The organism is Bacillus sp. TH50 (assembly GCF_016650565.1).
In the GTDB taxonomy this organism is placed as follows: domain Bacteria; phylum Bacillota; class Bacilli; order Bacillales; family Bacillaceae_G; genus Bacillus_A; species Bacillus_A mycoides.
Genome location: NZ_JAEKFM010000007.1, coordinates 389379 through 411352, shown reverse-complemented (window position 1 = coordinate 411352; position 21974 = coordinate 389379). Strand labels below are relative to the sequence as shown.

Genomic DNA, 21974 nt, shown 5'->3' with positions numbered 1-21974 from the left:
GAAAAGGCAATCCGTAAAGGGATTGCCTTCTTCTCACTTCTCTTCTTTTGAGAAAAACATTCTTGAAATAACGATACCTATACTGCCAACGATTAAGAATAACACCGCTCTAATCATCATCGACACTTCTGGTAAATCGAGAAGGAATAACTTCCCTACTGTTACTACTAATACGACTAAGCCAGCATATAATATTTCGTTCATCTGTCTATAACGACCAAACCAAACTGCAAATAACGCATATACCATCCATAATAACGATACAGATACGCTAATTATACTTCCATCTGTAGAAAGAACTTCACCGATTCTAGTAATTGTAATAAATACAATAACCATTAATGAGTAGAGCGCTATAGAGTACACATATTTACCAAAACTCGCTAGCACTTCTTTCGCTTGTCTCATGCAATAATAGAACGTTCCTATTAAAATAATATGAGCGACAAACCCTGCTGAAATGAACTCATCAAACGGGCTAAAAATCGTCTGTACCATTCCAATCGCATAAATCGTTGCACCTACATACAACTTAATATTTTGCTTTACTTTAATAGCAGTAACCATACCGAGGAAACCTTGTAACAATAATACGATCGCTGCATTCACCAAACTATACTCGTATAAAATCGCTAAACTAAATGATCCCATTGCAAAGCCAAATATTAGATTTGAAAATACAGAATGTTTATTCTTCCTATATTCAAGTACAAACATAACAGCATGCACAAATGCACTTATAACTAATCCCCACGTTGTAAATTCAGGAATTTGAGAAATGGCTAAAATAAAGAAAACTGCATTCGCACTAAATATCGCCAATCGTGCTTCTTGTATAAAACTTCTCTCCGAAAACATATGCCAAAATAATAGTAAATGAATTGCACCGTATACAACTGTTAACTGTACTTGCACATTCTCTACTAATATTGACATAACAACAAAGAAGACAAATAGGACAATTGCCGCAACAACATAAGAAATCATATACAAGTACTTATAACGGTTTCTCAATGCATACCATAATAGGCTAATTGTTAATATCGTCTCATAACTAAAGAAAATATACGTATTAGGAGTCGTACTATTTAACAAGAAAGGAACAAAAAATGCTCCCACCGCCACGAAAATAGCGAGGTATTCCGATCTATATCTTTTCGCTAAATAAATCCCTAAAATAACCCATACAATATTACAGATAAACGCAATACTTGCAGGAATAAACTCATATAAATAATGTGCCGCAAACGTTGTTAAAACAATTCCCGTAATACTTCCTCCAGCTAATACTAACCCTAACGCTTGCCGCTCTCTTTTAATTTGTATATCTCCTACGTAATACAAACCGGCAGATAGTACTATACCAAACACAACCCGTATCGCTGGTGTTAATAAACCAGCATCTACCCCTGCTTTAAATAACCAAATAACCCCAAGTAGCATAATACCGACAAATATACGCGGCAACCATGTTTGGCAAAACTTAATAATATTGAATGGTTCCGGTTTAAAAGCAGATATATTTACTTGTTTTTCCTCAATTTTTTGAACAGGCTCTTTGATTTTCACTACATCTTCTTGTAATTTTTCATACATTACCGCTTCAATATATTCTTTCTTTTCTTTATTAACATTTTGTTGAACTTTATCTACTTCTATTTTCCTTTGTTTTGCTTTCAACTCAAAAAGTGCTTCTTGCATCGTTTCAATTGCCGTTTCGAGCGCTTCTATTTTCTTATTCAAATCCTCCTTCATACACTCCCCCCTCATCATCGATTTTTCACTTGACCTATATATTACCAATTACCTTTATCATACTCTTAGTCTATTCATTTTCAATACTATTTTTCCAAAAAAAGAAAGGTGTTTTCCGAAATAGGAAAACACCTCTTACTTATTTATTCTTATTTATAGCAATACTAACAATTACACCGAGGCAGACACCTACAAATGCCGGAACAATCCAACCTACACCTTCTGAATAAAACGGAAGCATTTTTAGTAGTGGTGTCCATTTATTCATCAGTACACTTTTGTTTAAAATATCAATCGCACTAAATACCGCTACGAGTCCAATCGTTACCGAATATACGTATACATACTTTCCAATATACTTATGGAATAACCCTAAAATAATAAGCGTTAGTGCAACTGGATAAATAAATCCAAGAATCGGTACCGATACTTTTAAAATTTGCGTTAATCCTAAATTAGCTAAAACCATACTAACAAAACTTAATATAAATGCCCAAACTTTATAAGATACTTTCGGAAATACACTTGCGAAAAATTGACTACAAGACGTAACAAGTCCGATGGAAACGCATAGACAAGCGACAGTAAAAATAAGACCTAATAAAACTAACCCACCTTGTCCAAATAATGTAGTCATAACTTGTGCTAACACTTTCGCACCGTTATCAAATGTACCCAATGAACCACTAATTGAACCAACATATCCAAGAATGACATAAATAATAGTTAGTAATAGTCCTGCTCCAATACCAGCAATACTCATATATTTCGCTAAACCTTTATCATCCGCTACACCTTTTGCACGCAGAGCATTTGCAATAACAATCCCAAATATTAAAGCTGCTAACGCATCCATCGTTAAATATCCATCTAAAAATCCTTGGAACATAGGAGCTTGTCCATAATTTCCTGCAGGCTCTTTCACACCGCCTACTGATGTAAACATACTTTTTATAAATATAATAGCAATCATACATAATAATAAAGGCGTTAACACCTTTCCAAACAAGCCCATTAATTTAGACGGTGATAAACTTAACCAGTAAACAATACTAAAGAAAATAGCCGTGTACAATAACAAAACTACGCTACCCGCTTCTGGGAACAACTGGCCTGGCCCCATTTCAAAAGCTAAACTTCCTGCACGTGGTATACCAAGACCTGGTCCAATAAATAAGTACACAATACACGGAAAAATAATTGCAAATGAAGAATGAACCCTGCCTGCTAACGTTTGAAAACTCCCTGCTTTCGCAATAGCGATAACACCTAATATAGGAAGCCCTGTTGCTGATATAATAAAACCTAACAATGCAATCCATACATGTTCTCCTGCTTCATATCCAAGGAAAGGTGGAAATATAAGATTTCCGGCCCCAAAGAACATAGAGAATAACATAAGACTAATAAGCAAAATTTCTTTTTTCTGTAACAATTTCATTTCTTTCTCCTTCTTCAATTTCACCTTACATGAAATCAATTCCACAAATAAAAAAATGCGGTAATCCGCTTCCTTACAAAGAAAACATAGTCCATAGTCTATCACAAAAGAAACACCCATTCTATATCTATTTCCCTTTTCAAATTTCTTCTGAAAAATCAACCTTTATTGACTTATAATAGTTAATAAGGTAAAATATTAATCATACAATACTATTAACTTTGTTTTTTGCTTGTGTCAGGAGGAAAAATCACATGGAATCAACGATACAACTAGAAAGAGAACAACAAAGAAAAAAGAAACATCCTCCAGGTTTATACTTACTCTTCTTTACAGAAATGTGGGAAAGATTTAGTTACTATGGATTACGAGGATTATTAACATTATATTTAACAACAGCTTTAGTAAGCGGTGGTCTTGGGTTTAGTCCAGCGTGGGCACTCTCTATTTACGGATTTTATACTGGTGCTTGTTATTTCACACCATTAATCGGTGGATACTTAACAGACCGTTTTCTAGGTAAACGAAAAGCCATCACAATTGGTGGTATAACAATGGCAATCGGTAACCTTACACTATTTGCCTTGCAAAACCAAGTCGGCCTATACCTCGGATTAGCGCTTATTATTATCGGTAATGGATTCTTCAAACCGAATATCTCTACACTTGTTGGAGAATTATACGAAGAGCACGATCCAAAACGTGATAGTGCATTTACAATTTTCTATATGGGTATTAACGTTGGCTCGTTTTTAGCTCCACTCGTTTGCGGATTTTTATCAGAAAATTTATTCAAAACAACAGTGGACGGTGTTGTTCATTTCGGATTCCGTTACGGCTTCTTAGCCGCTTCAATCGGAATGATCATTGGACAAATTTTATTTACAACACTATCTAATCGCTTCCTTGGTGATATTGGTAAAAAACCAACCCGCGATTTACAAACAACAGATGGACAACCAACAGTAGGAAATACACCATTAACAAAAAAAGAAAAACAACATACAGCAGTTATCGTCATTTTAACGTGCTTCGTTGTCTTCTTCTGGGCTGGTTTTGAACAAGCTGGTAGTTCGTTAACATTATATACAAATAAATTCGTTGACCGCTCCGTATTCGGATGGGAAGTACCAACGTCTTGGTTCCAATCGGTCAATCCGTTATTTATTATTTTACTTGCACCAGCCATTTCAGCATTATGGGCGAAACTGGCAACTAGAAAAAATGGTGACATGAAAATCCCAACAAAAATGGGACTTGGTATGATCTTACTCGGTATCGGTTATATTGTTCTTGTTATCGCTACATTAAAAACAGGCAGTGACGAACATAACATTACAGAAAAAGCAAACTTACTATTTATCGTCTTTACGTATCTTTTCCATACGTTAGGTGAGCTATTCTTATCACCTGTTGGACTATCAATGGTTAGCGCACTTGCTCCAGTAAAACTTGCTTCTTTATTAATGGGAGTATGGCTAGCAAGCTCAGGTATTGCTAATATTTTAGGCGGACAGCTTGCAAGCTTCACAACTTCACTTGGATATGCTGAAGTATTCACAGTTATTGGCGCTGTGGCGATCGTTTTAGGTTGTGTTTTATTATCAATTTCTAAGAAATTAGTGAAATGGATGGATTAAAAAAAGATGAGGAATTTCTCCTCATCTTTTTTTATGCTTTCTCGCCCTTTTCTATTGCTTGTTCATACAGATCTTTGTGCTCTTTATATTCACTTGGCACGAAGTTTTTATAGAAGAATGACAGCCAGCTATCTCCTTTTTTATATCCTTCTTCTCGAATTTCCGCTGCCTTTTTATTTGATTTAAATCCTTCAGTAAACCATTTCTTTAATGTTTCATTCTTTTCATACTTAGCAGGAACTTTTAAATCATAATTTTCAAATGCATATGTATATCCAGCTTTTTCCGCTGCCTTTTTAGCAGACTTATATCCTTTTTCATACGCGGTTTCATATACTTTCACATATGTATCCTTTTCAGTATTTCCAGGTTTCTTTTCAGCTAATTCTTTACCAGCCTTTTCACCAAGTTCCGCTTGTTCTTTTTCAATCTTTTCGGTTCTCTCTTTATTACCTACTTGGAAACCTTCTGCAAAGTTCCCCTTAAACTCAGGAGTAATTTGACTATCGTCCATTGCTTCTTGTGTTAACCCTTGCTCTTTACCTTTTTCAAAATGCGCTTTTTTCTGTTCTTCTAAAGACCATGCCGCAGCATACGCAGTTGTAAATGCTTGTTTATATGCATTTGACTTTCCAGCTACATGTCCTTCTGCATTATTCTTTCCTGCTTTAAAATCTGTCTCTCCACTTTTTTGACCTTCAAGCTGTCCTTTTTCCATGTCAGCTTGGCGCTGGGCTTCCTCTGCCTTACGTGCTTCTTCTGCTTTGCGTTGTTCTTCTGCAGCACGCTGTCTCTCTTCCTCTACTTTGCGCTGTTCTTCTGCAGCACGCTGTCTCTCTTCTTCAGCTTTGCGTTGTTCTTCTGCAGCTCTTTGCTTCTCTGCCTCCGCCTTACGCTGTGCTTCTGCTTGTTTCTCCGCTTCTACAGCACCATTATTATTTTGACTAGGCGCAGGGCTTGTTGTTCCGCCGCTAGAAGCTGGTTTATTGTGATAATGATATTCCCCGTACTGCAATCCCCATTTTTCACAATTTGTACGACACGTATGTCCACCATTAGCATCTGTACGTCCTGGATGTGCATAAGCAGAAATTGGCGCTACCAATAACGCTACACTTGTTGTTAAAAGAAGTTTTTTTACTTGCTGTTTCACTTTTGTTCCTCCCAAAATCTAGAATCATTACTTTATTATATAAAAATAGAAAAATATTTAAATACCAACTAAAATATTCTTTTATTTCTCAACATTGGATAAAAAAAGAAGGTTCACTCTTTAAAGAGTAAACCTTCTTTTTTCTTTATTTCTTAGCCTTTGTTCCTACTAAATCACCTATAATAACAAAACGCTTAGAATTATCCTTAACAGATACACATGTAATAAGTGTTATCTCATCTTTCCCATGATCCTCTACAACTTCCCATTTATCAGGAGTCACTTCAGATACACCGGTAACAGTATATTCATACTCATTTGCATTGTCATACAAATAAATTTTATCGTTCTTCTTTAAAGTTGATACATCACTAAATAAAACACCCTTTTTTGACATATTATGCCCTGCAAGTGCATAATTCCCTTGTCCCATTACTTGATTTTCTCTTACAGTTGCCGCACCTGATAATAAATTCTTTTCAGTCGACGCTTTTAAAACAGGAAGTTCTAATGAGATGCTCGGAATTGAAATACGACCGATTACTTGTTTTTTATCTAACGATGCACTCGCTACTTCTGCCAAGTCTGGTTGATTAATTTTTGAAGCATCTACAAATTCTGTATCATGCTTTTCATATTCCATCTTTTGAACAGCTTGTACATTCGCTGTCTGCTTCTTCTCTGCATTATATCCATCATAAAATGGCTTTCCGATTAATACACCACCTACAACAAATAGAAGGATTGCTACTATACTATAAATTCTTTGCTTATTCATATACAATTCCTTTCCGTTACAAAATCTTACTCTATATAAAATGATAAGACAATATTGCTGTATGTACAAGTATAAGCTGAAAAGAAACCTTCTTGCCGATGCAAGAAGGTTTCTTTTCAAGCTAATTTATTTTTGTATAGGGATATGTGAAAGACTGTCACTTGAGTCAAATAAATCAAATATACAACATATAAAGGATACGCTGGAATATACAAATTTGCTACAGGTGTAAATATTAATAATCCTAGTGCACAAGGTAATACAAACCACAATGATACAAATGTTGTTCGACATGCTCTATCTGTAATATCCTTCTCACGTTCATCCTCTTGGGGAAATAATAAAGGATACAATCGCAATGATGATTTTTTATATTTCTTCTTATGCAATCTTTTAAAAAACACTAATATGATAGCTACAATAAATAGTAATACAACAGGTGTCAAACTCATTGTTATTTTAGATGGCAAACTCTCATTTTTAATAATATCAGCAAACTGTATATAAAAATCATAAAACTCTACAAATGCCCAGCATGCCAATACACTGTAAAATAAATTTATGATATATGAAGCAATAATTCTATTCATCCTCTTCCCCCTCCTTATTTAAAACAAACACATCTTCCATCTTTAACTGAAACACATCACAAATCGTAAGTGCTAATAACAACGAAGGAACGTAATCCCCTTTTTCAATTGCAGCAATTGTTTGTCTCGTCACTCCAACCTTTTCTGCTAATACACTTTGCGAAAAATTGAAGCGAGCTCTTAATTCCTTCACCCTGTTTAAAATGGTCAAGTTTTCCACCTCTTACCATTATTGTATGCCACTCTTAACAAAATGTAAACTCAACTTAACATTTTGTTGTAAAAAAATCCAACTTTACGTGTTGTAAAGTTGGATTTCATTTTAGTTTAAAATTGTAACTTTAACATTTTTTCTGCCCCAATTACTAGACGAAGCTTTATCTGGCATTAAAACATCAATTTTGTGACCTTTAATCGCGCCACCAGTATCTGCTGCAATTGCAATTCCATAGCCTTCAACATTTACAGTAGATCCTAATGGAATAACAGATGGATCCACCGCAATTAATTTCATTCCTGGGTTTGCAGTTAGATTATATCCTCCCCATGCAGAATACACTTGTTGACCTGGCGCATAACCATTTTCAGCTGGATCTGCTGTATAAGCTGTTGCGTGTACATACATTTCTTTTCCTCCAGCAGTTACCTTAGGTTGTTCAGGCTCTACTTTCGAATTATTATTAGCAACAGGTTCAGCTGGTTTATTAGCTTTTTCTTGCTTTTGCTTTTCAGCAACTTCCGCTTGCGCTTTCGCTAAAGCTTCTTGCTCAGCCTTTGCAGCTGCTTCCGCTTTTGCACGCTCTTCCGCTGCAATTCTTGCTGCTTCTTGTTCACGAGCGATTGTTTCTTGTACTGCTTTCATATTTGCTTCAACTTTTGCTTTCTCTTCCGCTGCTAAATTAAGTTGGCTTGCAACCTGATTATATTTAGCTTGAACTGTTTGTAAGTTATCTTGACGTTTTTTCAAGTTATCTTGCAAATCAGCTTGTGCTTTTGCTAATTTTTGTTTATCTACTACTAAAGATGCTTCTTTTTCATCAATCTCTTTTTTATCTTCTTCAATTTGACGAAGATCTTGTTCTTGTAGACGTAAAATTTCTTTATCTGCATCTAAAATTGTAGATACTGCGTTCATACGTTGTATAAAATCAGCAAAGTTTTTTGATTCCACAACAACTTCTACTACTAAACTCGTATTTGAGCTATTTTGAACAGAAACCATACGTTTTTTCATAATATCCTTACGAGCAAGGACTTTATCTTCTAAAACGACAATTTCGTTCTTTTTTTGTTCAATCTGCTTATGTGTTTCATCGATTTTACGTTGAATAGCAGCTTGATCCTCTTTATTTTTTGCAATTGTATTATTTAAATTATGTAGTTCGTTTTCGATACCTTGAATTTCTTTACTAACAGCTTGCTTCTCTTGCTCTTTCTTCTGCATATCTGCATCGTTTTGCTGCAATTGCTGTTGCATGTTGTTAAGTTTCTCGTCGTTTGACTCTGCTTTTACAGCGACTGTACTAGAAAGAACGATAATTCCTGCTAATACTAGACTACTGATTCGCTTAAAATAGTTCATAATCCGACTCCCTTCTTATACAGTTATACATGATTTATTTTACAGTTTGTTTACAGAACCATTAAATACAGTTTATTTTTCATGACAAAAAAAGGGAATTATGAATAAAATGTAATAGATTCTTAAATATTTAACAATTCCTATATTTAAAAATTATAAAAGATGCTAAAATCCAAATATAGAGAAAATATAACTTCTAAAGGCGGTTGAGATAAATACATGTTTACTCAAAAGAAAGCACTCCAACATAAAATTGATCAATTAGAAAATCGTATACAAGAGCTAGAAACAGAATTAAAACAAAAAGATATTGAAAGCCAAGAGACTATTTCTTCTATCCACGACCGTGTACAAAGCGTTGTTCAAGAGCATCAACTTGTAAATAACCAGCACCATACACTCCAAAATTTAATTCAACAATTAAACTCATGTTTTGAAAATGTTTCAACACGTACGACACATTCCAATGAATTAAATAGTGAAATGTTACAAAAAGAACAAAGCTTAATTCAGTCTATTGAAGAAATTATCGATTGCTCTAATGAAGGAAAAGAATCTGTTCACCGTTTACTTATTGTAATTAATAAATTAGGTGAACAATCTCAGCGCACGTCTAATAGTATGAATCATTTAAGTGAACGCTCAAAAGAAATTGAACAAATTGTAGAAGTGATTCAAAACATTGCAGCACAAACAAATTTACTAGCGTTGAATGCAAGTATTGAAGCTGCACGTGCTGGAGAACACGGTAAAGGATTTGCTGTTGTTGCTAACGAAGTAAGAAAACTAGCTGAAAGTACAGCTGAAAGTACAAAAAACATCGGTAACTTAACGAAAAAAATTCAAGAAGAAATTGAAAAAGCATACGATAACACAAAAGATAATTTGCATTTAGTTGATGAAGGTGTAGAAATGAGCGCTGATACTAACGCTAGAATTGAAAACATTTTAATTATGATTCAAACGTTACAAAGCGGTGCTACAAATGTTATTAAAGCTATCGAAAACCAAAAATCTTGTAATAATGATATATTACGTGAATTCGCTAATACACAACAAATGTTCCAAAAGTTAAATACTACTATTATGAATCATATTCATGATGCTGAGAAAGTCGATGTTCAATTAACGAAAAGTCTTGAAGAAACAGTAGTTTCTCATTAATAATAAAAATCCCTTATACTGTTATAAGGGATTTTTATTATATTTCGAATATTTATTTCTTCTCAATATTCATCCGTATTCTTGTTATAATGGACAAGTTGTTTCTTTCGACTAATAAACAAGGAGGTTATTATGGAACAATTTTACTACATTTTAAAATATTTAATTCTTGGTCTGTTCCAAGGACTAACAGAACCAATTCCGATTTCTTCAAGTGGTCACCTCGTTTTAGCACAGCATTTGCTAGGACTAAAAATAGAAGGATTTAGCTTTGAGCTACTTGTTAATTCAGCTTCATTATTAGCTGTATTACTTATTTATAGAAATGACTTAATTCGTCTAACAAAGAATGGTCTATCTTATATATTCACAAGAGCAGAAGATGCAAAATCAGATTTCTTCTTTATTATTTACCTTGTTATTGCAACCATTCCAGCAGGTGTAATTGGAGTTTTATTTAAAGATTATATCGACCACTATTTAAAAGGTGTTAAAATGGTTGGGATTTCCCTTCTTATTACTGCTATCGGCCTTTGGATTATTCGAAACTTGCGTGGACGTAAAAATGATGGCGACCTTTCTATGAAAGATGCAATCATTATTGGTCTAGCACAAGCTTGTGCACTAATTCCTGGTATAAGCAGATCAGGTGCTACAATCGTGGCAGCAATGTTACTTGGTATGAAGCAAGAAACAGCTCTTCGCTTCTCATTCTTACTATACATTCCTGTTAGCTTAGGTGGTTTATTGTTAAGTATTACAGACATTGCAAACGATCCAAATTTAGATACATTATTTGTACCTTATATTGTTGCTTTCATCGCAACATTTGTCATGACATATATTTCATTAAAATGGTTTATGAACATTATGGCAAAAGGAAATTTAAAATACTTCTCTTTCTACTGTATTATCGTAGGTGTGCTAACTATCATTTTCTTATAAAATGAAACTTTAATCAGTGAGGGTTTTGTTCATCCCCCCTGCTGCCTAACTTCTTTGCTCCACCTGAATTTTGAGGTGGGAGTTTTACTGCCCACAAATAGCGTGATAAAAACCCACTTACTGCCCTCATACAGTAAGTGGGTTTTCCTTATGCATAAACTTTCTTTTCCTGACAATACAAGCGAATAACATGTGTATTTTTTTGAAATAAATCATGTGTTAAGCGAATAATAATAAAATTTCGTTTTGTATTATCATCATGAACAAAAATCTGTTCCTCCTCTTGAAAACGCCATGTGCTTTCAAAAGTTGTAATATGATCCCCGCTTACCGAAAAAAGCTCATATTGCATATCATGTACCCTCTTTCAACTTGTATAATCATAATATATTTATATTAAACTTATTATAACTTAATCTATTTTAAATTTGTAATTTTTTCTATTTCGAGCTATTTCAACTTTGTTTTACATTCTTTTAAGCGCTATAATGATAAACGAAATTTCATTGAAAGGAGCTTCATTTTGACTGCATATTTATTTCCAGTAAAAACAGCTTTTATTTTATTTCCTATTTTAGCAATGTTTCTATTAATTCCTTTTTTAATATTTAATTATCGAAAATACGGTTATTTAAATAAATGGCGCTCATTTATTTTATACTCATTATTACTTTACTTATTAAATGCCTATTTTCTTGTTATTTTGCCGTTACCACAAACGTATGATACTTGTAGCCTACAACCCGCTAATACACAGCATATGCAACTCTCACCATTTTATTTCATACAAGAGATTAGTAATCATACATCGGCAATTTTAACGAAACCTACTACTTATTTCTTGTTATTAAAAGAATCTGCATTTTTACAAGTTGCTTTTAACGTTCTATTAACCGTTCCATTCGGTATTTACTTACGTTATTATTTCCGACGTAGTTTCTTCCAAACAGTGTGCATTTCTTTTTGCCTTTCACTGTTCTTTGAATTAACACAAGTAACTGGATTATATGGTATTTATAATTGTGCATATCGCTTATTCGATATCGACGATCTGTTTTTAAACACACTAGGCGGCGTAATCGGTTTTATCATTGCACCAATATTTACGTACTTCCTGCCAAAAACAAGCGAATTAGATAGTCATATTGATTTGGAAACGAAACCAGTCGGATTCGTTCGTCGTCTCATCGCTATGCAAATTGATTGGATCTTCTTATCTATCGTTGTACCTTTCATTAAAAACAAAGGAAACTCACTATTTATTTCTAACATCCAATCTTATACAAATGTATACGAACTCCTTTTCATCGCATGTTCAATCTTAATTTACTTTATTATCATCCCATACTTTACAAATGGAAGAACAATAGGGAAAGCGTTGCTTCGTATTTACATTAAAGGACAAGCAGAGCGTATTACACTAAAAGAATTATTCATTCGTTACGGTATATTCTATTTCATTTTAGGTGGAATCAATTACATTCTTTCTAGTAGCTCTATTTTAAATCATACAGAGCCTTTAGTATTACTAGTTATACTGTTATTCCAATTTGTAATTAACGGGCTATTTATTATTCATGTTTTATTACATGTATTTAGCAGTGATAAATTACTATTTTACGAGCGTATTAGTCATACAAGAAATGCAATTACACTTAAAAAAGCTGACAAATAATAATTTGTCAGCTTTTTTTCATAATCGTAAATAACTTTTTTGTATAAGGGCTTAAAAATATTCCTGTTTCATCTAGTGACTTCCTCACTTTTAGAAACGAATGCAATTCTGGATATATATTTTGCAATTTTTCGTACGTTAACGTATGCATTTTCCCCCAATGTGGGCGCCCTTCATACTTTAGAAAAATTTTCTCCACTTCACCAAAATAAGCGGCATACTTCATACCTTTATACATATGAACAGCTATATACGCTGAATCTCTTCCATATGCTGGACTGAGCCATATATCATCACCTCTCACGTAGCGGCATTCAATCGGGAAGTGCACCTTATACTTTTTCTTTTCAATAAGATTTGAAATTTCTTCTACAACAGCCCTCATATACTTTGAAGGGACACTGTACTCCATTTCATAAAATGGAACTGTACGTGATGTAGCGAACACTTCATAGCTTGGTCCAATTATTTTCGTGTTCGGTACAGCCTTAGCTGATAATCGGCTTACTCCTTTACTTATAGAAGGAAACCATTTACACCCTTTAGATAATAAAGAGAACATCCTATTTTCAAGTAACTCCACCTTTAGTTTATGCCATTTCAAATCACTTGCTTTACTCGTTGTTTCGTTTGTAAATTTCACTTGTACTTCATCTGAATAAGGAAAAACGAAAAATTCAAAATGACGATTCTTCTTATATTCTTCTAGTTTGTTCATTACAGTAGACAATGATTGTTTTTCACTTTCATAAACAAGCGAATACGCTGGGATAACCTTCAATTTTATCTTTACAATGATACCTAGCATTCCAAGCGACAACTGAAATGCTTTCCAATATTCGGCGTTCTCGGTTTCTGAACAAACTACACTCTCACCTGTTGATAAAACTGCCGTGATCTCTATAACTTGTGTTGATAAACTCCCAAATGTAACACCCGTCCCATGAGTCCCCGTACTAATCGCTCCTGCAATAGATTGTGAATCAATATCCCCTAAATTTTCTTGCGCATAACCTTTTTCCTGAAGTAACTTCCCTAAATCATGTAACTTTGTTCCCGCCCACACTTCGGCAACCATCTTCTCTGCATCAATATTCCCAATGCCCTTCAATTCATCTAAAGAAACTAAAATTTCTTCCGTTTGCACAAGAGGTGTAAAAGAATGCCCTGAACCGACAACACGAATTTTCTTTCCTTTTTTTCGTGCAAGCCCCACAACTTCTACTACATCTTGTATACTTTTTGGATACATCGTATAATGCGGTGTTCCTTCTACATTCCCTGTCCAATTTCTCCATTTTTGTCCCTTTATAGAAAGCATTGTCCATCCCCCCGATATGTTGAATACTCTCCAACGATTTCTCCTTGTTTAATGCGATACAAAACAGGAAAACGCTCACATAACTCTCCAGCTTTACTATGACGAAACAAGATAGAATCTCCTATCGCTACTCGTTCCTCACCGTCATAAAAAATTGGCGTTTGCACTTCACCAGCACCTTCTAAAGCTAATAGTTTTGCACCATGCGGCATCCAAACCTCAGGCTCTTTATCTTTACCAACTGCACCTGAGGCAATATATCCGCCACCTAGGCAAGTATAAATAAAAGGAGCCGGTTTGCGTACAACTGGTAAAGCAAATCCGGCAGCTGGCTGAAATTTTACTTCTTTATAATAGTCAAACAGTTTAGGAGAGTAAAAGGCGGATCCTACAGTAATCTCTGAAACTGAGTTATCTTGCTCAGTTGTTTTTATACTTCCTGTTCCTCCCCCATTTACAAATCTTAGTTCAATACCAAGGTTTTGTATTTCTTTTACGATACGTTCTCTTCTTTCTTTAACCTCTAACACTGATTTCTTCTTTAAATACGAAACAGCTTTACTTTTCATCCATTGATTCGGTATATGATCCCCCACCCCGGCAATTTGAGCTTCATATCCCATTACACCATCTAGTATTAAATATGATGAGCCCTTCACCTTTTCTACTATTTTCAAAGCGCTCTGCACATCTTTTACCGGGGATCTTTTTACACCAAAATGAAATTTCAAAAAACGACTACTCATATCAATATCCAAACAAACGCGAAAACACCCTTTAGACTTCTCAGCAATTTTTTCTAAATAAGTAATATGGTCTTCACAATCCACCATACAAGTTATAATGTGCCCTTGCTTTGTCAGCAAATTAATTTCATGTAAAGCTCTTTCATCATAAACAGGATATCCGAGCAATAAATCATTAAATCCTTGTTCAATTAAAAACAAAGCTTCTCTAGGAGAAAAACACATAATACCTTGAAAGCGATTATTTGCAGCCAAAATCTTTTTCATAATTGGAACAGAGCGTAATGATTTACTCGCTATACGAATCTTCTTATCTCCACTTAACTCTATAATCGATTGAATGTTCCTCTCTAAAGCCACTTCATCTAAAAATGCACACGGTAATGGAACTTCCTTAAAAATTCCTCTATCCACAGTTTTCTCTCCTCTTCTATATATGTCTTATACATATTGGAAAGAAAGAATGATTTTCCTGTTTTCAAATAAAAAAAGTTTCTTCTTTACGAAGAAACTTTTTCAAGGCTACTCTACTTCATAGAAATAGTCGCCTCTACTGGATAATGATCCGAGTAATCATTATATGTATATTCTTTGAGCCATGACGTAACAGTCCATTGTGGCGATTTCGACTGTAACACCTTATTCTCTATATACGATGGATTAGCATGGTCCTTACTTGTAATAATATAATCTAAATACTCGGCAGGGCTATCGGGGAAGTTATATTTCGCAATACTGTTTGTCGTCGCATCCCAAGTTGCAGTATGTCCAGTATAAGATGGAATAGAAGCGTGCAATGTTTTGAACATGGATGCGTACTCTGAGTCACTATTATTCTCAGCATTTATTTTATTCACATTCATATCACCACCAATTAACACATACTCGTTATTTGGTATATTTTTATTTTTAATAAACTCTTGAATTTCTTGTAGCTGTTTTGTACGTACAGATGCTGGCGAAGTTTGTCCACACATATTATCTTCAGCTTGTAAATGTGTCCCAATTACATGAACGAAACGATCATTTTTCTTAACTTTTGTGTATACAAATCCTTTATTTGATAAGTTATCTGGCCCACATCCTTTTTCAAATACATATTGAATCTTTTCAATGATTGGCCATTTACTTACAATAGCTACACCGCCATCTTCAGGGGTCGAAGATGAATAGTTACCTAATGTTTTATCCCATTCGTTTCCGTTACTACGACCTAATACTGCCGTTTGATTTGGATATTCTTTCTTCAAATTTCCTAATAAGCGATTTGAAGCGTTATTATCAAATACTTCATTTAATATAACAACATCTTGATTTTTCATATAATCCGCTGCTCCAATTAAATCAGCACGCTCATTTTGTCCCCAGTTCGGATATAAGTTCGTTGATAGCATGTACACATTATGCGTCATCACTTTTAATGTATTATTTTGATTTATAGACATTTCTGCTTGAGCTGAAGATCCACTATATAAAGCTCCTAAACCAATACCAAAGCTAAGTACACCTTTTAGCAATTTACCTTTCACGTTTCATACCTCCATGTACTGTGTAGTGATAAAAAGGCCAAATACTCTATTATGAGATTTGACCTTTTTCAAATATTTAACGATTTCCGTACGTATCAAACCAAAGCTGGATGTATCCAGCAGTAACACGTTGTGCATCCATTAATCGCGTACCTGTCATTGGTGTAACTTCAGCGCGCCATTTATCTGCATATTCTTGTGATACAGCTGCTTTCACGAACCAATCTTTCGTATTATCATTTACAATGCCAGAGTAATCTTGTTTCGCAGCTACTGCCGCTCCATGAATCCAATCTTCTGGATTTGTACCTTTCCAGTTCCAATATCCATTTCCATCCGTTACTTTATAATTATCTTTTATCGTATCTACAAAGTTTTCATATTTAGAATGGAACCCTTGTGGATACGAAAGATTTGTAAAGTTTGCTGCATGCATCGGTTGATTTACATCCCCTAAATAATGAAGAGATAACCCCAAATAGAAGAATGCTTGTTTCATATCTTTATTTTTGTATGACTCACCTGCTAATTTGAAGTATTTAGCCCCAGTTTCCTTTGCCTGCTTTGCAAATGGAATATAAGTTTTTCCATTGTCAGGGTCATAGAAGTGTGAAGCAAATGTGCTATTATCATAATAAGGATTTTCATAGTCCGCAGCATAAATACCGTTCTCTAACTCCGTACGCCATTCATTTAATAGTGCAACTTGATCTTGTTTTACAATTGTCGTATTACGAGACATAATATCCATTGCACGGTTTACAATCCATAAATGAGAGTTTACGCCTTCTTTATGCTTATCTTCAGCAGACCAGCGCGGAATAACTCCAACTCTCTGTCCTCCATCGTTTTCATGAGCAAATGCAACGCTTTGTAATGGCGCTACTAACGTAATAGCTGCTGCTAAAGCAAGAACTTTCTTTTTCATCTGAAATCCTCCATTTTATAATTGAATTATTTTTCATATTTTGTTAGGATCCTACGATGTCTTCCGGTTAACCTATGACTAGAATATCCCACCTTTCACAAAATTTCTATCAATAAATTAAAATATGCAAATGTTCATATCATTATAACTTTATACATAGTGAATATAATGAATGAATACACTTACATTGTAATAAAATATTGTTAAGCTACTGCAAATACTTGTCTAAACTAATGTAAAAAAAGAGTAAAGCGATTAACCGCTTTACTCTTTTTTTCTATTCGATAATATACTTGGCAGCTGTACATTAACTGCCAATTTATGAATAAATCCAAACACTAATCCAATCCCGATAAATATGTATAAGATTGTAAATACCTTTCCAAAATCAGTTTGCGGACTAAAATTCCCATCACCGACAGTCGTCAACGTGACCACACTAAAATATAAAGCATCAAGAGGACGTAATCCTTCAACTGTACTATAAAAAATCGTACCAGATGTTAATGTTAAAAATGTTAATACGAATAATACTTGAAATTCTTTATCTTTCCACGCTCGTAAACAAGCTTTTAACATCCGTTTCAATGTCAACATAAATGAAAGCATTAGACTTCCCCTTCCAAACAAAATACCTTTAGTTAAAGGAAAGTCTATCACCTTTCTATATTGAAGAATGTTCACTTTTCCTAGGATTCATTTTTTATCAAGAAGTATTGCTTCATTTTTAGCATAGATATACAGAATTCAAAAAAGGTATATTAGGTTATTGAAATAAAACCATTTATATTTTAATATTAATATACATAGTTTTATTTTAGTAGTTTTTTACTATTAGAGACAGAAGTACTATTTTAGGAGAGAGTGAATTAATATGGAGAAGAGTTTTTCAAATTTAATTGCTTCAGATGATAAAGAAATAGTCACTGAGACGATTATGATTAAAGATAATATTTTGAAGTTTAATGATATTACTTTACATTTAAGTAATATAGCAGTTGTATACGCGGGTAAAAAGAAATTAAGAATCCCTTATCTTGCGATAGTTATCTTTTTAATATCTTGCTTCTTTATGTTCCAAATTCCATTGGTTGGGTTCATTGGAGGGATTGGATCGGGGCTATATATTTGGTCGGTTTATAAATCGTATTTAAGTAATAATTTGTATTTGAATTTCCAAATGAATTCAGGTCAGTACTATCGAATTTACTTTTCAGATAAGTCTTTTCTAGAAAAAGCTAAGTCTATTGTAGAAAATTCTTTTAATAATAAAAATATGGAATATATAGTGAAGATAGAAGAGCAGAAAATAGTTTATGGAAATGATTACAAGGTAAATGGAGACAACAATGTTATTGATACTACTATTCAAGAGGGAGCCAATGTGAACTCTCATAATAAAGATAGTTTTAATAAGAGAAATGAAGATAATTCCGTGAAGATTCGAGATATTAAAGATTCTTCAATAAATGGAGCGAATTTTGGTAATAATAATAACCTTAAAACTAATAAAGTAGATAACTATGACTGGAAAGAACTTGGTTCAGAGTTGGAAAAAGTAATAGAAGCTATTAAAATTGATTCTGATGTAAAAGAAGCCAGTATTGAAGCTCTTCATGCTAGCAAGGCGGAAGATAGAGATCTTTTTGAATCAACTATTAGAAAAAGATGTAAAGAATTTTCAACAGAGCTTTTTCGAAATACAGCAGACAAAGTGCTTCAACAGATAGTAAATAAAATCTTGGGGCTATGATAACTATTAATAATTGAGAGTTTTATTAATAAAATTAGTTGTATACTTTAAAAGAGTAAAGCATCCACATGCTTTACTCTTTTTTTCTTTTCGATAATATACTTGGCAGTTGCACATTAACTGCCAATTTATGAATAAATCCAAACACTAATCCAATCCCGATAAATATGTATAAAATCGTAAATACCTTTCCAAAATCAGTTTGCGGACTAAAATTCCCATCACCGACAGTCGTCAACGTGACCACACTAAAATATAAAGCATCAAGAGGACGTAATCCTTCAACTGTACTATAAAAAATCGTACCAGATGTTAATGTTAAAAATGTTAATACGAATAATACTTGAAATTCTTTATCTTTCCACGCTCGTAAACAAGCTTTTAACATCCGTTTCAATGTCAACATAAATGAAAGCATTAGACTTCCCCTTCCAAACAAAATACCTTTAGTTAAAGGAAAGTCTATCACCTTTCTGTATAGAAAAAAAGTAGCCCTCTTCTATTTCTAGAAAAGGGCTACTTTTTACTATTCTCTATTATTTAGGTGAAACAAGAATTTTCACTTGTGTTTTATCTTTTACAAGTGCTTCAAATCCTTCTTCAACAACTTGATCCACTGTGATTTTTTTCGTAATTAATTTCTCTGCTTGAATTTGGCCAGAGCTAATTAATTTAATAACAGCTGGGAAGATATGACGGTATCCAAGAATACCGATAACTTCTTTTTCTTTTAGTACAAGGTTGTTTGGCGTAATTGTCGCATCTTTTTCCCACACACTAACAATTACAGTTTGTCCTTCAAAACTTGTACTTTCAATCGCTTGACGAAGTACTACTTCGACACCTGTTACTTCAAAGCTCACATTTACACCTAAACCATTTGTTAAGTTACGAATTTCTGCTAGTACATCTTGAGTTGCTGGGTTCAATACATAATCAGCACCTGCTAATTTAGCTAGCTCTTGACGTTCTTTAGAAAGTTCCACTGCGATAACAGGAGTTGCTCCTGCTGCTTTTGCTGCTTGGATTACAAGAAGTCCAATCGGACCACAACCAAATACCGCTACAGCTTCTCCCTCTTTTAATTTACTTTGACGTACTGCATGAACTGCTACTGCTGCTGGTTCTACAAGTGCACCTTGTTCATACGTCATTTCATCAGGAATATGGTGGACCATATCTTCTGGTACTACTGTATATTCAGAGAAACCGCCGCCTTCTCCGCCAAGACCGTGGAAAACAAGTTGTTCACAAACATTGTAATGTCCGTGTTTACAAGCTTCACATTTACCACAAGAATAAATTGGTTCTACAACGACGCGATCTCCCACTTTATGAGAAGTAACGCCTTCACCGATTTCAACTACCTCACCACTAAACTCATGACCTAAAATAACCGGTGCTTTTACGTGTGTTAATGGGTGCTCTTCTGTTGGAATAAAAATAGGTCCTGCTAAATATTCATGCAAGTCTGTTCCGCAGATACCACACCATTTCACTTTAATCTTAACTGCTCCTGGTCTTACAGTTGGTTCTGGTACTTCTTCTACTCGTACATCGCGTTGATTATGCCAAAGTAATGCTTTCATTTTATACATCCCTCTCTACGTATATACTTAACCTGGTGAAGTTTACCAATCTATTATAATACTTCTATCCATATATTTCAAAAAAACAATCTCGATTACACTAAATTTTAACAAATAACGTTCAATATTTTGTCACTTTGTACTTTTTTCCACATCTGTTAATGCTAATTTCATTGCGGTTGAAATTAGCATTATGCCATAATAGCATAGGAGAGGTGAATATCGCTTGAAATATTTTATTTACTTTATTGTTATCGTAGCGTTTTTAGATACATTTTCACAATTACCTATTATGAGTACTTTCGCTCAAAGTCTTGGAGGAACCCCTCTTGTTATCGGGCTAGTTATCGGTATGTACTCATTCGCTAATATAATCGGTAATATTATTGCTGGCGCTGCTGTCGATAAATTTGGTGCAAAAAAAATACTTTATATAAGCATGGGACTTACGAGTTTCATAGTCTTGTTATATACCGTTGTTCAAAGTGGTGAACAACTATTAGTTGTTCGCTTTATGCACGGTTTTAGTGACGGATTTTTAATTCCTGCTGCCTTTACGTTTTTATCAAAGCAAACGAATTCAGCAAGGCAAGGTAAAGCAATGGCTCTATCTGGTGCCGCTGTTGGAACAGCTGCAATCGTAGGACCTGCTTTCAGCGGCATTATGAAAGCAACAGCTGGTATAGAGTGGGTGTTCATTACTATTTCTATTTTAATGGTCCTTGGTACAATCGTATCTCTATTTTTCTTACCAAATAACGTATCAAGAAAAGATACATCAAGAACACAAATGATGAACAAAGAAGATATGATTGAACTATTGAAATCAGAACCGTTATTACAAGCATATATTGGTGCTTTCACACTAATGTTTTCACAAGGGATTGTCACTTATATGTTACCAGTAAAAGTTGAAGCATTAGCACTTAAAGCATCTACAACAGGCATGATGTTAAGTGTATTCGGAATTACCGCTATCCTCTTCTTCTTACTGCCAACAAATCGCATTTACGATCGATTTAATCGTTCCAAACTAATGCTAATCGGGATTGCAGTAATGGCACTAGCGTTATCTTTACTCGGATTATTTGCAACAAAAGGCATGCTCTTTATCGTTATGATAATTTATGGAATTGGATTCGCTATCCTCTTCCCAGCAATTAATGCTTTACTTGTTGAAAATACAACAGATAGTAACCGAGGGAAAGCATTCGGATTGTTTTATGCATTCTTCTCGTTAGGAGTTGTTGCTGGCTCCTTTACAGTCGGAGCAATCGGGGCATCGCCTAGCGTCAGCTTCGTTATCGGAACTGCATTCTTGTTAACATTTGCTGGAATGATTTTTGTAAGAAGCAAAGTAAAAAAGACAATGATGGGTTAATTCC

20 protein-coding genes and 1 pseudogene are annotated in these 21974 nt (G+C 34.2%); 6 read left to right on the top strand and 15 right to left on the bottom strand.

What is annotated here, in order from left to right:
* Positions 1–33: 33 nt before the first annotated feature.
* Positions 34–1755, bottom strand: coding sequence for a DUF2339 domain-containing protein (locus JFU23_RS19125; protein WP_201032480.1), 1722 nt, complete (start codon positions 1753–1755; stop codon positions 34–36).
* Positions 1756–1894: 139 nt separating this feature from the next.
* Entirely contained in the window at positions 1895–3196 is a 1302-nt protein-coding gene (gene brnQ1, locus JFU23_RS19120; protein ID WP_404468342.1) for a branched-chain amino acid transport system II carrier protein BrnQ1, read from the bottom strand.
* A 254-nt stretch (positions 3197–3450) separates the two neighbouring features.
* Between brnQ1 and JFU23_RS19115 the strand changes: the two genes are divergently transcribed.
* Entirely contained in the window at positions 3451–4836 is a 1386-nt protein-coding gene (locus tag JFU23_RS19115) for a peptide MFS transporter (RefSeq protein ID WP_002063816.1), read from the top strand.
* Between the two features lie 31 nt (positions 4837–4867).
* Here the strand turns inward: JFU23_RS19115 and JFU23_RS19110 are convergent, their stop codons facing one another.
* From JFU23_RS19110 to JFU23_RS19090, 5 genes are all read right to left on the bottom strand, one after another.
* Positions 4868–5989 carry a YHYH domain-containing protein gene (locus JFU23_RS19110; RefSeq protein ID WP_201032479.1) on the bottom strand — a complete coding sequence of 374 codons (1122 nt, stop codon included), beginning with the start codon at positions 5987–5989 and terminating at the stop codon, positions 4868–4870.
* A gap of 145 nt (positions 5990–6134) precedes the next feature.
* Entirely contained in the window at positions 6135–6767 is a 633-nt protein-coding gene (locus tag JFU23_RS19105; protein ID WP_085309135.1) for a class A sortase, read from the bottom strand.
* Between the two features lie 116 nt (positions 6768–6883).
* Positions 6884–7357: a DUF2178 domain-containing protein gene (locus JFU23_RS19100; RefSeq protein WP_085309133.1), complete on the bottom strand. Its 474-nt coding sequence runs from the start codon at positions 7355–7357 to the stop codon at positions 6884–6886.
* The gene (locus JFU23_RS19095) at positions 7350–7568 is read right to left on the bottom strand and encodes a helix-turn-helix transcriptional regulator (RefSeq protein WP_000154011.1); all 219 of its coding nucleotides are present in this window, start codon (positions 7566–7568) and stop codon (positions 7350–7352) included. Before JFU23_RS19095 ends, JFU23_RS19100 begins: the two co-directional genes overlap by 8 nt.
* 111 nt (positions 7569–7679) lie before the next feature.
* On the bottom strand, positions 7680–8939 hold the full coding sequence (locus tag JFU23_RS19090; protein ID WP_085309131.1) for a 3D domain-containing protein: 1260 nt from the start codon (positions 8937–8939) through the stop codon (positions 7680–7682).
* A 645-nt stretch (positions 8940–9584) separates the two neighbouring features.
* Between JFU23_RS19090 and JFU23_RS31235 the strand changes: the two are divergent.
* Positions 9585–10103, top strand: a pseudogene (locus JFU23_RS31235) (methyl-accepting chemotaxis protein); the annotation flags it as partial.
* 132 nt (positions 10104–10235) lie between these two features.
* Positions 10236–11048 (top strand): undecaprenyl-diphosphate phosphatase, encoded by an 813-nt coding sequence (locus JFU23_RS19080; RefSeq protein WP_002010553.1) that lies wholly within the window; start codon positions 10236–10238, stop codon positions 11046–11048.
* A 148-nt stretch (positions 11049–11196) separates the two neighbouring features.
* On the opposite strand, the gene JFU23_RS19075 is transcribed toward JFU23_RS19080, so the two are convergent.
* The gene (locus tag JFU23_RS19075) at positions 11197–11400 is read right to left on the bottom strand and encodes a hypothetical protein (protein WP_201032477.1); all 204 of its coding nucleotides are present in this window, start codon (positions 11398–11400) and stop codon (positions 11197–11199) included.
* 171 nt (positions 11401–11571) lie between these two features.
* Between JFU23_RS19075 and JFU23_RS19070 the strand changes: the two genes are divergently transcribed.
* Entirely contained in the window at positions 11572–12723 is a 1152-nt protein-coding gene (locus JFU23_RS19070) for a VanZ family protein (protein ID WP_201032476.1), read from the top strand.
* 7 nt (positions 12724–12730) lie between these two features.
* On the opposite strand, the gene JFU23_RS19065 is transcribed toward JFU23_RS19070, so the two are convergent.
* The 5 genes from JFU23_RS19065 to JFU23_RS19045 form a co-directional block, all read right to left on the bottom strand.
* Entirely contained in the window at positions 12731–14044 is a 1314-nt protein-coding gene (locus tag JFU23_RS19065; protein ID WP_201032475.1) for a D-arabinono-1,4-lactone oxidase, read from the bottom strand.
* Positions 14032–15204: an amino acid deaminase/aldolase gene (locus JFU23_RS19060; protein WP_201032474.1), complete on the bottom strand. Its 1173-nt coding sequence runs from the start codon at positions 15202–15204 to the stop codon at positions 14032–14034. The genes JFU23_RS19065 and JFU23_RS19060 overlap by 13 nt, the downstream gene beginning before the upstream one ends.
* 113 nt (positions 15205–15317) lie before the next feature.
* Positions 15318–16319: a sphingomyelinase C gene (sph, locus tag JFU23_RS19055; RefSeq protein ID WP_002125262.1), complete on the bottom strand. Its 1002-nt coding sequence runs from the start codon at positions 16317–16319 to the stop codon at positions 15318–15320.
* Positions 16320–16395: 76 nt separating this feature from the next.
* Positions 16396–17247 carry a phospholipase CerA gene (gene cerA, locus JFU23_RS19050; protein WP_085309119.1) on the bottom strand — a complete coding sequence of 284 codons (852 nt, stop codon included), beginning with the start codon at positions 17245–17247 and terminating at the stop codon, positions 16396–16398.
* A gap of 264 nt (positions 17248–17511) precedes the next feature.
* Complete coding sequence (locus tag JFU23_RS19045) at positions 17512–17856, bottom strand: potassium channel family protein (protein ID WP_000948239.1); 345 nt, start codon at positions 17854–17856, stop codon at positions 17512–17514.
* A 265-nt stretch (positions 17857–18121) separates the two neighbouring features.
* On the opposite strand from JFU23_RS19045, the gene JFU23_RS19040 reads away from it, so the two are divergent.
* Complete coding sequence (locus JFU23_RS19040) at positions 18122–19000, top strand: hypothetical protein (RefSeq protein WP_137058469.1); 879 nt, start codon at positions 18122–18124, stop codon at positions 18998–19000.
* Positions 19001–19073: 73 nt separating this feature from the next.
* Here JFU23_RS19040 and JFU23_RS19035 read toward each other — a convergent pair whose 3' ends face one another.
* Both JFU23_RS19035 and bdhA read right to left on the bottom strand, forming a co-directional pair.
* The gene (locus JFU23_RS19035) at positions 19074–19418 is read right to left on the bottom strand and encodes a potassium channel family protein (protein WP_000948238.1); all 345 of its coding nucleotides are present in this window, start codon (positions 19416–19418) and stop codon (positions 19074–19076) included.
* Positions 19419–19536: 118 nt separating this feature from the next.
* Positions 19537–20589 carry a (R,R)-butanediol dehydrogenase gene (bdhA, locus tag JFU23_RS19030; RefSeq protein WP_000645834.1) on the bottom strand — a complete coding sequence of 351 codons (1053 nt, stop codon included), beginning with the start codon at positions 20587–20589 and terminating at the stop codon, positions 19537–19539.
* Positions 20590–20815: 226 nt separating this feature from the next.
* Here bdhA and JFU23_RS19025 point away from each other — a divergent pair, with 226 nt between their 5' ends.
* Positions 20816–21970, top strand: coding sequence for an MFS transporter (locus JFU23_RS19025; RefSeq protein WP_201032473.1), 1155 nt, complete (start codon positions 20816–20818; stop codon positions 21968–21970).
* The last annotated feature ends 4 nt before the right edge of the window (positions 21971–21974 follow it).